The 5962-nt window shown below is 75.3% G+C and carries 6 protein-coding genes; 5 read left to right on the top strand and 1 reads right to left on the bottom strand.

Annotated features, from left to right (window positions below; genetic code table 11):
* Nucleotides 1-731 (top strand): DUF2339 domain-containing protein (locus tag KIK08_RS36600; protein WP_214407905.1); only part of this gene is annotated, 731 nt, incomplete at its 5' end.
* Between the two features lie 3 nt (nt 732-734).
* On the opposite strand, the gene KIK08_RS36595 is transcribed toward KIK08_RS36600, so the two are convergent.
* Nucleotides 735-1259 (bottom strand): hypothetical protein, encoded by a 525-nt coding sequence (locus KIK08_RS36595; RefSeq protein ID WP_214407904.1) that lies wholly within the window; start codon nt 1257-1259, stop codon nt 735-737.
* A 159-nt stretch (nt 1260-1418) separates the two neighbouring features.
* Here KIK08_RS36595 and KIK08_RS36590 point away from each other — a divergent pair, with 159 nt between their 5' ends.
* The 4 genes from KIK08_RS36590 to KIK08_RS36575 all read left to right on the top strand — a co-directional run bounded on the left by KIK08_RS36590 (nt 1419) and on the right by KIK08_RS36575 (nt 5832).
* The gene (locus tag KIK08_RS36590; protein WP_214407903.1) at nt 1419-2945 is read left to right on the top strand and encodes a TldD/PmbA family protein; all 1527 of its coding nucleotides are present in this window, start codon (nt 1419-1421) and stop codon (nt 2943-2945) included.
* Nucleotides 2942-4348, top strand: coding sequence for a metallopeptidase TldD-related protein (locus tag KIK08_RS36585; protein ID WP_214407902.1), 1407 nt, complete (start codon nt 2942-2944; stop codon nt 4346-4348). Before KIK08_RS36590 ends, KIK08_RS36585 begins: the two co-directional genes overlap by 4 nt.
* An 87-nt stretch (nt 4349-4435) precedes the next feature.
* Entirely contained in the window at nt 4436-5311 is an 876-nt protein-coding gene (locus KIK08_RS36580) for an alpha/beta fold hydrolase (RefSeq protein WP_214407901.1), read from the top strand.
* A 209-nt stretch (nt 5312-5520) separates the two neighbouring features.
* Nucleotides 5521-5832 (top strand): hypothetical protein, encoded by a 312-nt coding sequence (locus KIK08_RS36575; protein WP_214407900.1) that lies wholly within the window; start codon nt 5521-5523, stop codon nt 5830-5832.
* Nucleotides 5833-5962 lie beyond the last annotated feature (130 nt).

Raw genomic sequence — 5962 nt, 5'->3', positions numbered from 1 at the left:
CGCGCGCCGTCCGGCTCACCGCGGCGGCCGCGGCCGTGTTCGCCGTGTTCCAGGGGACGACGCTGCTGCTCGACGGGGCCGGCGCGGTGACCGCCGTGCTCGGCGAGGCGGTGGTGGCGGCCGTCGTCGCCGTGCTGACCCGCGAGCGGTTCCCGCTCGTCGCGGGGATGGTGCTGGGCGCGCTCGGGGTGCTGGCCGGGTTCGAGCACGCGCCGCCGCCGGCCGCCTTCCCGTACCTGGTCGGCACCGGGGAGCTGGCCCGGGCGGCCGGCATCGCCGGGCTCGTGCTCGTGCTGGCGGTCGCGGTGCTCGTGGGCTGCGGGCGGGTCGGCTGGGTCCGCCCGGACGCGGCGTCGGCCCGGCTGTGGGCGCCCATCGGACTGGTCGGGCTGCACGGCGCCGGGACCCTGGTGGTGGCGCTCGCGCTGCTGGTCGATCCGGACCGGGCCGGCTTCACCGCGGGCCACGCGGTGGTCACCGTGTCCTGGGCGGTCGGTGCGCTGGTGCTGCTGGCCCGCGGCATCCGCCGGCCCGCGCTGCGGGTCACCGGCCTGGTGCTGGTCGGGGCGGCGGTGGCCAAGCTGGTGCTGTTCGACCTGGTCGCGCTGGACGGCGTCGCCCGGGTCGGGGCGTTCCTCGGCGCCGGGCTGCTCCTGCTGGCGGCCGGCACCCGCTACGCGCGGCTCGTCGCCGAGGCCGGCGCCCGGCAGGGGGAAGTGCCCGGTCGGTGAGCGCTACCCCGCCGCCGCCAGCTCGGCCAGCCGGCCGCCGACGTCGGGCCACGGGCGCAGGTCGAGCGCGGCGCGCAACCGGCCGAGCAGCTCGGCCTCCGCCTCGGACGTGTCGACCTCGGCGTCGGCGCCCAGCCGCCGGATCGCGTCGCGCCGGGCGAAGCCGTGGGCCAGTGCCTCCAGCCGCCGGTAGCCGGTGCGACAGCCCAGCGCGAGGAACTCGCGCAGGTCGCCGCCGACGACCCGGTTGGGGGAGTCGAAGGCGGCCGGCACGGTCATCACCACCGGGCCCGCGCTGTCGCCGACGAAGGAGAAGTGCACACCGTTGCGGCCGGTGGAGGCGAACGTCAGGCCGTCGGCGGGGGTGGTCGTGTACTCCCACCTCGCCGCGGTCGCCGGGTCCTCCAGGCACAACCCGATAGGGAGGAACACGGTCTCCGGAGCCGTGTCCCGGGCGGCGGCCAGCTGGCCGGCACAACCCCAGAGCGTGATCCAGTCGGCGGGGCCGGAGGCCGCCGGCATGCTCATGCAGCGCATGGTTCTCAGGACGAACGTGCAGCGCAAGGGCCAATTCGTCGGAGGAGATCACGGTATCCGAGCGGCGGTCCCGGCCTCCGGGCGAGGCGGGCGTCGCCACGCCGCGTAGCGATCCCGGGATGTCCCCGCCCGGCGGGTTACGTTGCGGGCATGGCCCCCGTCGACGATCCGGCCGACCGGATCGACCCGCAGTTCCGCGCCCTGCCGCTCACCGCCCTCGCCGACGCCGCGCTCGGACGGGCCCGCGAGCTCGGCGCCTCGCACGCCGACCTGCGGGTCGAGCGGATCGTCAGCCAGTCGATCGACCTGCGCGACGGCCGCGTCACCGGCATCGGCGACTCGACCACCGTCGGGCTCGCGGTGCGGGTCGTCGTCGACGGCGTGTGGGGGTTCGCCTCGCACGTCGAGCTGACCCCGCGGCGGGCCGCGGCGACGGCCGAGCGGGCCGTGGAGGTGGCCCGGACGCTGGCGCCGGTCGCCGTCGAGCGGGTGGAGCGGGCCGACGAACCCCTGCACGCCGGCGCGGTGTGGGTGTCGGACTACGGCGTCGACCCGCTGCTCGTGCCCACCCGCGAGAAGGTCGAGCTGCTCGTCGAGCGCTCGCAGCGGCTGCTGGCCGGCGACGGGGTCGACCACGTGCACGCCGGGGTGGAGCAGGTCAGGGAGTGCAAGTTCTACGCCGACCTGTCCGGCACGACGACCGTCCAGCAGCGGGTGCGGATCTCCCCGACGATCACCGCGACCGCCGTCGACCGGGCGGCGGGCGGCTTCGAGTCGATGGCCTCGCTGGCCCCGCCGGCCGGGCGCGGCTGGGAGTACGTGACCGGCGAGGGCTGGGACTGGGACGGCGAGCTGCGCGAGATCCCCGAGCTGCTGGCCGAGAAGACCAAGGCGCCGACCGTGACCGCCGGGCCCACCGACCTGGTGATCGACCCGACCAACCTGTGGCTGACCATCCACGAGTCGGTCGGCCACGCCACCGAGTACGACCGGGCCATCGGCTACGAGGCCGCCTACGCCGGCACCAGCTTCGCCACCCCCGACAAGCTCGGGACGTTGCGCTACGGCTCGGAGCACATGCACGTCACCGGCGACCGGACCGTGCCGCACGGGCTGTCCACCATCGGCTACGACGACGACGGCGTGGCGACCACCGAGTGGGACCTCGTGCGCGACGGCGTGCTCGTCGGCTACCAGCTCGACCGCACGTTCGCGCCGCGGCTCGGCCTGGAGCGCAGCAACGGCTGCGCCTTCGCCGACTCCCCGCACCACGTGCCGCTGCAGCGGATGGCGAACGTGTCGCTGCGGCCCGACCCGGCCCGCGACACCACCACCGAGGAGCTGATCGCCGGCGTGGAACGCGGCATCTACGTCGTCGGCGACAAGTCGTGGTCGATCGACATGCAGCGCTACAACTTCCAGTTCACCGGGCAGCGGTTCTTCCGGATCGAGGACGGTCGGCTGGCGGGGCAGCTGCGCGACGTCGCCTACCAGGCCACCACCACCGATTTCTGGGGTGCGATGGACGCGGTCGGCGGCTCGTCGACCTGGCGCCTCGGCGGCGCCATGAACTGCGGCAAGGCCCAACCCGGGCAGGCCGCGCCGGTCAGCCACGGCTGCCCGGCGGCCCGCTTCCGCGGGATCTCGGTGCTCAACACCCAGGAGGAGGGGCAGTGACCGACGCAGGGGTGGCGGCCCGCCGCTGGCGGGCCCAGGACGTCGTCGAGGGTGCGCTGGCCGCGGCGACCCGGCTGCACGGCTGCGCGGTGCTCGTCCGCGAGACCAGCGAGGCGGTGCTGCGCTGGGCGAACTCGACGATGACGACCAACGGGCACACCACGTCCGGCCGGGTCACCGTGGTCGCGTTCGTGGCGGTCGAGGGCGGCGTCGCGGCCGGGGTGGCCAGCTCCAGCGCCGCGGTCACCGCGGCCGGCCAGCTGGCCGAGCTGGTGGCGGCGGCCGAGGCCGCGGCCCGCGACGCGGGGCCGGCGGAGGACGCCGCCCCGCTGCCCGAGTCCGCGGGCGACGACCGCGGCTGGGACGAGGCGGGCGCGGAGACCTCGATCGGGGTGTTCGGTCCGCTGGCCACCGGCCTGTCCGAGGTGCTGGCCGGTCCACAGCGCCAGTCCGGGTTCGCCAGCCACGAGCTGACCACCACCTGGCTGGGCACCTCGACCGGCCTGCGCAGGCGCTGGGTGCAGCCGACCGGCTCGATCGAGCTCAACGCCAAGACGCCGGACCTGGCGGGCTCGGCGTGGACCGGCGCCTCCACCGCCGACTTCACCGACGTCGACGTGGTGGCGCTGGCCGCGGAGGCCGCGCGGCGCCTGGAGTGGGGCCGGCGGAAGGTGGCCCTCCCGCCGGGGCGCTACGAGACGGTCCTGCCGCCGTCGGCGGTCGCCGACCTGATGGTCTACCTGGCCTGGTCGATGGAGGGGCGCCCGGCCCAGGAGGGGCGCAGCGCGCTGGCCGGGCCGGACGGCCCGCGCACCGGCGAGCGGCTCACCGACCTCCCGCTGACCCTGGCCAGCGACCCGGCGGCGCCCGGCCTGGAGTACGAGCCGTTCCTGACCGCGTCCCGCTCGGGCGAGGGGATCAGCGTGTTCGACAACGGCGCGCCGACGCGCCGCGTCGAGTGGATCAAGCAGGGGGTCATCGGCGAGCTGGCCTACTCGCGGGCCGAGGCCGCCGAGTTCGGCACGGCGTTCACCCCCGGCGGCGACAACCTGCTGCTCACCGGGGGCTCGTCGGCCACGACGGCGGACCTCGTCGCCGGCACCGGGCGCGGCCTGCTGCTGACCTGCCTCTGGTACATCCGCCCGGTCGACCCGGCCACGCTGCTGCTCACCGGGCTCACCCGCGACGGCGTGTACCTGGTCGAGGGCGGGGAGGTGGTCGGCGAGGTCGACCACAACTTCCGGTTCAACCACTCGCCGCTCGACGTCCTACGCCGCACCCCGGAGGTCGGGGCGACCGAGCGCACGCTGCCGCGGGAGTGGAAGGACTGGTTCACCCGCACGGCCATGCCTCCGGTGCGGGTGCCCGACCTGAACATGTCCTCGGTGTCGCTGGGACGCTAACCCTCTAACTCACTAAGAGCGCTTGACAGGTTAGTCGACGGGATGCGACCGTCGACTAACCAGTTCACGCATCCAAAGGGGTTAGTCATGGTCCCGGTCCACCACCGCACCGCCGTCGTCGACGGCCACCGCATCGCCTACCGGGAGGCGGGCGACCCCGCCGCCCCCGCCGTCGTCCTGCTGCACGGCTTCCCCACCAGCTCGCGGATGTTCCGTGGGCTGATCCCGCCGCTGGCGCGCCAGCACCGGGTGATCGCGCCGGACATGCTCGGCTTCGGGCACTCCGACGCGCCGCCCGCCGAGGAGTTCGACTACACCTTCGACGCCCTCACCGACATCACCGAGGGGCTGCTGCGCGCGCTCGACGTCGACCGGTACGCGATCTACGTGCAGGACTACGGGGCACCGGTCGGCTGGCGGCTCGCGCTGCGCCGCCCCGACGCGATCCGCGCGATCGTCACCCAGAACGGCAACGCCTACGAGGACGGCTTCGACCCGGGCTTCTGGGCGCCGATCCGGCAGTTCTGGGCCGCGCCCGACCCGCGGACCGAGGAAGGGGTGCGCGGAGCGCTCGCCCTCGACGCCATCCGCTGGCAGTACCTGCACGGCGTGGCCGAGCCCGACCTGGTCGACCCGGACACCTGGACCCTCGACCACGCCGGCGTGAGCCGACCCGGCAACGACCGCGTCCAGGTGCGGCTGATGCGCGACTACGCCACCAACCCGCCGCTCTACCCGGCGGTGCACGAGTACTTCCGGACCAGCCGGGTGCCGCTGCTGGCGGTCTGGGGGGCCGGCGACGAGATCTTCGTGCCGGCCGGGGCGCTGGCCTTCGCCCGCGACCTGCCCGACGCGCGGATCCGGCTCGTCGAGGGCGGCGGCCACTTCCTGCTGGAGAGCCACCTGGACGTCGTCGTGGACGAGGTCGTGGAGTTCCTCGCCCGGGTGCCCGTGCACTCCTGAGCCACCGTTCGTGGGTACCGACCGACCGCGGAGCGCTCGGGCGCGGCGACTGTGCGCGGCCGTCGCGCCGTTGGGCGCACGACGGCGTGCCGGTGCATCACCCGACCGGTGTGATCGCGTTGACTACCCGAACGCGCCGGCGTCGTCGCGGACCGATCGGGCGGGAACGAAGGCCGGCGTGAGACGGCGGGGGAAGGGGGTCGGGACCCGTGCCCTACGAGGTGGTGAGCGCGTACACGCTGCTGGTCGGCGACGACGGCGGACCGATGCTCAGCGTGCACACGACGGCGTCGGACGCCTGGCACGCGCTGGACCGGGAGATCCGCGAGCGCTGCCGGATGCGCCCGCGGCCCCGCAGGCGGGTGACCGCCGAGGCCGCGACCCGGCTGGCCGACGCCTGGCGCGACGCCGACCCGGACTTTCGCTACTGGAACGTCACCGTGCACCGGCTGCCGGTGCCGGTGCCGGTGATCGCCGGGCCGCCGATGGTGGCCCGGCCCATGGCCGGCGCCTTCCGCTGACGGAAGGGCCGGCCAACCGGGCGGCCCCGTTCCTCAGGACTTGGTCGGCGGGGCCGGGGCGGTGGGCGTCGCCGTGGTCGGCGCGGCCGTGGTCGGGCCGGCCACGCTCGGCGCAGCCGCCGGGGTGGCC

Origin of the sequence: Pseudonocardia lacus (genome assembly GCF_018531445.1) — a bacterium.
In the GTDB taxonomy this organism is placed as follows: Bacteria; Actinomycetota; Actinomycetes; order Mycobacteriales; family Pseudonocardiaceae; genus Pseudonocardia; species Pseudonocardia lacus.
The sequence above is the reverse complement of the archived record's forward strand: the minus strand, read 5'-3'. Positions and strand labels throughout refer to the sequence as shown.